The 6,147-nt window shown below is 40.3% G+C and carries 2 protein-coding genes; both read left to right on the top strand.

What is annotated here, in order from left to right; all coding sequences use genetic code 11:
- Positions 1–5,685, top strand: a 5,685-nt coding sequence (locus V7S79_RS12125) for an MBG domain-containing protein (RefSeq protein WP_459490861.1), incomplete at its 5' end; no start/stop codon positions are given.
- Positions 5,686–5,729: 44 nt separating this feature from the next.
- Positions 5,730–6,147: PorP/SprF family type IX secretion system membrane protein (locus V7S79_RS12120; RefSeq protein ID WP_459490860.1), on the top strand; the 418-nt coding region annotated here is incomplete at its 3' end.

Below are 6,147 nucleotides of genomic sequence, written 5' to 3'. Positions count from 1 at the left end.
GCTGATTCGAATTACGAAGGAGCAACATCAGCTGACTATGCCTTTACTATTAACAAGGCGAGTTCATCTGTAACAGTAACAGGCTCTACGACATATACCTATTCAGGTAGTGCACAAGGTCCAAGTACTTCAACTACTACAGGATCATCTGGAGCTGTTACTTATTCTTACGAAGGAACAGGTTCAACGACTTATGCTGCAAGTTCAACAGCACCAACAAATGCGGGAACGTATAAGGTAGTTGCTACTTTAGCAGCTGATTCGAATTACGAAGGAGCAACATCAGCTGACTATGCCTTTACTATTAACAAGGCGAGTTCATCTGTAACAGTAACAGGCTCTACGACATATACCTATTCAGGTAGTGCACAAGGTCCAAGTACTTCGACTACTACGGGATCATCTGGAGCTGTTACTTATTCTTACGAAGGAACAGGTTCAACGACTTATGCTGCAAGTTCAACAGCACCAACAAATGCGGGAACGTATAAGGTAGTTGCTACTTTAGCAGCTGATTCGAACTATGATGGGGCAACGTCAGCGGATTATGCATTCACCATAAATAAAGCTACTTTAACAGTAACTGCTGTTGATAATGGTAAAACATTTGGACAAGATGATCCTGAATTGACTTTGGATTATGATGGTTTTGTTAATGGTGAATCAGAGAGTGCACTTGATGCAACTGGATTTACATTGGCAAGAGCAACTGGTGAAAATGTAAATACTTATACTATAACAGCATCTGGTTATACATCCTCTAATTATACGATTAATTATGTGCCAGGTACTTTTACTATTTCAGCAAAAACTTTAATAGTAGATGAACTTTCAGCATCAGGACTTTCAATAACTGTTGATGCTGTTCCTGATAAAGTTTATACTGGCTTAGCTCAAACGCCAAAACCTGTTGTTAAGGATGGTCCAACAACTTTGGTAGAAAATACAGACTATACCTTGAGTTATGCAAACAACACAGTTGTAGGTGTTGCAACGATAACAATCACGGGAATTGGTAATTATTCAGATGTAATTACGAAGGACTTTAACATTACAAAAGCAACTTTAACAGTAACAGCAGATAATCAGACTGTTAGTTATGGTACAACAGCTACGGCTGTTACCAATGCAGGAACTTATCAAGTTACTGGTTTCGTGAATTCTGAAACAGCTGCTGTTATTACCGGAAGTGTTACGTATACAACTACACATACAGCTAGCACTGCACCAAGTATATCTGGTGTTACGATAAGCCCAGTAGTTTCTGGTTTGACTGCTAACAATTATGAATTTAGTCCAGCGAATGGAGTTGTTACAATAATTGAAGCGGGTTCAACTGTGACAATGACAGGAACAACTACCTATACATACAATGGATCTGCTCAAGGACCAAGTACATCTACGAAAACTGGGTCAACAGGAGCGGTTACTTATTCATATAGCGGAACTGGCTCAACAACATATGGTCCAAGTCCAACAAAACCGAGCTCAGCTGGAACGTATAAAGCAGTTGCATCATTGGCTTCTGACTCGTATTATGCAAGTGCTACCTCTGCTGATTATGCCTTTACAATAAATAAAGTAGTCCTTTCCGTTACAGCAGATAATCAAACTGTTGATTATGGTACAGCAGTTGCTACAGTAACGGGTGCTGGAACGTATCAAGTTACAGGATTTGTAAATGGTGAAAATGCTTCTGTAATTTCCGGTACCGTAACGTATACCACAAATTATACAGCAACAACAGCTTCAGGGACTTCTGGAGTAATAATTACACCAGTAATTACAAGTCTTACAGCGACCAATTACAGTTTTGTAACGGCGAATGGAAGTATTACGGTAGGGGATATCCTTCCGCCAACTGTCATCACTAAAAACATTACAGTTTATTTAGATGCTCAAGGTGAAGTTAGTATCGTGCCATTAGATATTGATAATGGATCCAATGATGCCAATGGAATTAAATCTAGGACTATTTCAAAGAGCCTGTTTACATGTGCAGACGTGGGAGATAATACGGTAACTTTAACGGTAACAGATAATTATGATAATGTAGCTAGCTTAACTGCAACTGTAACGGTTGTCAACAATTATCCAGATACTGATGGGGATGGAGTAAAAGATAATTGTGATAATGATGACGATAACGACGGATTAACGGATTCAGAGGAATTGATCTTAGGTACGGATCCATTGGATTCGGATTCGGATGGCGATGGCGTCATTGATGGTACCGAAGTTACGGATACCACACTACCATTAAACGCTTGTAGTTTTGTTTTGGCACACGCAACGGAGACACCAAGCAATGAGTGGCTAGCGGCAGATTGTGACGGTGATGGAAATCCAAATGGAACAGATATTGAACCATTGAATTTCTGTATTGGTGGCACTGGAGCTGTTCCAGAAGTTGGAACAGCCGCTTATGATGCTTACGTAAATGCAGATTGCGATAATGATGGTATATCCAATAACATGGAGTGCTTTGGAGCAGTTGCAACTTGTCAGGACTTTGATAGTGACGGTATTCGCAATTACATGGATACGGATTCAGATGGAGATGGCATCAACGATTCAGTTGAGCAGAATAGAGATTCTGATGGTGATTCTCATGCCAATTATTTGGATCTTGATTCAGATAATGACGGCGTAAGTGATAAATGCGAATTTATTACGGATACTGATGGCGACGGAACTCCAAACTATTTAGATCTTGATTCAGATAATGATGGATTATTCGATGCTTGGGAAAATGTAGCTGTTTATTTGTGGCATGATGATGCCAACTATGATGGCCGACTAAATGAATTAGCAGACAGCAATTTGAATGGTTGGGCCGATATCGCAGAAGCAAGAAAAGATTTATGTGGAGCTGATACCGATTTGGATGGCAAATTAGATCGTTTGGATACAGATTCAGACAATGACTGCATCCCTGATTCTATTGAATCTACTTCTGACATGGATAAAGACAATCGTCCAAATTACAGAGATACAGATTCTGATGGTGATGGTATTTCTGATAATTCAGAAGCAGGAAATTGTGCCAATCCAATAGATACAGATAAGGATGGCAAACAAAACTATTTGGATTTAGATTCAGATAATGACGGTATCTCTGATTCAATTGAAAAAGGTACTGGATCTAATCCAGTAGATACGGACGGTGATGGTATCGCTGACTATTTAGACTTAGATTCAGACAACGATACAATTCCTGATGCGCTTGAGAAAGGTGCAGGGGCAAGCCCTGTAGATACTGATCAGGATGGTAAATCTGATTATATCGACATTGATTCTGACAATGATACCATTATCGATAACATTGAAGCAGGTAAAACTCCATCTAATCCAGTAGATACAGACTCAGATGGAACACCTGATTTCCAAGATATTGACTCTGATAATGATGTTATTCCAGACAGAATTGAAGGAAATGCGTCGGAACAAAAGTCACCATTAGCTAGAAATGCTAAAACATCTCAAAGAAGTTTAGCACTTGCTTTACAATCAGGTCCGGTAGATACCGATTTAGATGGACTACCAGATTATCGAGATTTAGACTCTGATAATGATGGATTATCTGATCAAGTGGAGGCGGGTTCAGATTCTAACAATCCTTTGGATTCAGATGGAGATGGATTACCTAACTTCAGAGATTTGGATGCAGAAAATGATGGCATTCCGGATTCTTTTGAGGCAGGAGCTAATCCAAGTACACCTGTTGATACAGACGCGGATGGATTACCAGATTATTTAGATATAGATTCTGATAATGACGCAATCTCAGACACATTTGAAGCAGGGACAAATCCAAGTTCTCCAATAGATACCGATGGAGACGGAACAAGTGATTTCCGAGATCTAGACTCAGATAATGATGGATTGTTAGATCATTTAGAAGCAGGTTCTAATCCTTCTAGTCCAGTAGATACTGACAATGATGGAAAACCTGACTTCCAAGATGTTGATGCTGACAATGATGGAATACCTGATGCGGTGGAAAAAGCTGCAGGGGCGAGCCCTGCAGATACTGATGGAGATGGAATGCCAGATTACCGCGATTTAGATTCTGATAATGATGGTATCCCTGATGCAGTTGAGAAAGGTGCAGGGGCGAGCCCTGCAGATACGGACGGCGACGGAACACCAGATTATCGCGATTTAGACTCCGATGGCGATGGAATGACGGACCAAATAGAAGCGGGTCCAGATCCTCTTCATCCAGTAGATTCTGATGGTGATGGATTGCCAGACTTCCAAGACATAGACTCAGATAATGATGGCATTTCAGACGTAATTGAAATAGGTACTGGAACAAATCCATTAGACACGGATCAAGATGGTACGCCAGATTATTTAGATTTAGATTCTGATAATGATGGTATTTCTGATGCAGTAGAAAAAGGACCTAATGGGGCAAGCCCATTAGATACAGATGGAGATGGTACACCAGATTATCGCGATTTAGATTCAGACAATGACGGTATTCCAGATGCTGTTGAGAATGGCGCCAATGGGGGAAGCCCATTGGATACGGACAAGGATGGCACTCCAGATTATTTGGATACAGACTCCGACAATGATGGTATTCCAGATGCTGTGGAGGCTGGTAAGAATCCACTTATCCCATTAGACACAGATAAAGATGGTCTTCCAGATTATCGTGATTTAGATTCTGACAATGATGGTATACTTGATAAATTAGAAGCAGGTTCTAATCCAATGATTCCGGTTGATACGGACAAAGATGGTCTGCCAGATTACCAAGATTTAGATTCTGATAATGATGGTATTCCAGATGCGGTCGAGAAAGGATCTAATGGGGAAATCCCATTGGATACAGATGGAGATGGTAATTCAGATTATCGCGATTTAGATTCAGATAACGATGGTATCCCTGATGCAGTTGAGAAAGGTACAGGGGCGAGCCCTGTAGATACGGACGGCGACGGAAAACCAGATTATCAAGATATTGATTCTGACAACGATGGTATTACGGATGCAGTTGAAAAAGGTGCAGGGGCGAGCCCTGCAGATACGGACAAGGATGGTAAACCAGATTATCGCGATTTAGATTCTGACAATGATGGTATTCCTGATGCGGTGGAAAAAGGACCAAATGGGGCAAGTCCATTGGATTCGGATAAAGATGGTAATCCAGACTTCCGTGATCTAGATTCAGACAACGATACAATTATCGATGAAATTGAAAAAGGCATGGATGGAAATAACCCATTGGATACAGATAAAGATGGACTACCGGATTATCGTGATATCGATTCTGATGGAGATGGTATTTTAGATAAGATTGAAATAGACATCAACTTTGGATCAATCGAAGATTGTGATCATGATGGAATTCCTAATCGTTTGGATGCAGATGTTTGTCAAGATTTTTATCCTCAAGGTATTTCTCCAAATGGGGATGGCAAAAACGATCAATTTGTGATTCCAGGTGTGATGGGTACGAAAAATCGATTCACCGTTTACAACAGATGGGGTTCCGTAGTTTTTGAAACAGAAAACTACCAAAACAACTGGGGTGGCGAAACCAACAAATCGAATGAAATACTTTCAGAGGATGGTAAGCTTCCAGATGGTACTTATTACTATGTGTTGGATTACTATGGAACTAAACCAACCATCTCAACTTACGTATATATTAACCGTCAAGCGAATTAAAATAAAATGTTCAATGGGACATTGATTAAGAAAATTAGATCATCATGAATAAGATGTTAAGACTATCGAGAGTAGAAAAGGCGAGTACCAGGATTTGGGGTCATTTGACCCCAATTTCCCTTGTTCTTTTTGTTTTACTACTTTCCTTGAGCACTCGTGTAAATGCTCAAATCGAAACGATGTACAGTTTATATCGTTTTAATCCACAAGTATTAAATCCTTCCCATGCAGGAAGTACAGCAAATTCAGAAATGATTATGATGTACCGCAACCAATGGGTGGGTGTAGAAGGTGCACCTAGAAACATCGGCGTATCGGGTAATTTTAAATGGGGTGAAAAGAAAGGTTTAGGAATCGGTGCTTTGGTAGATGAAGCAGGGCCTGTGCGTTCTACGATTCTTTCTGCCGACTTTGCTTACCATGTTAAGTTGAATGAAAAATGGAATATGGACGGAGGTATTC

The organism is Aquirufa sp. ROCK-SH2, from assembly GCF_054558315.1.
The sequence above is the reverse complement of the archived record's forward strand: the minus strand, read 5'-3'. Positions and strand labels throughout refer to the sequence as shown.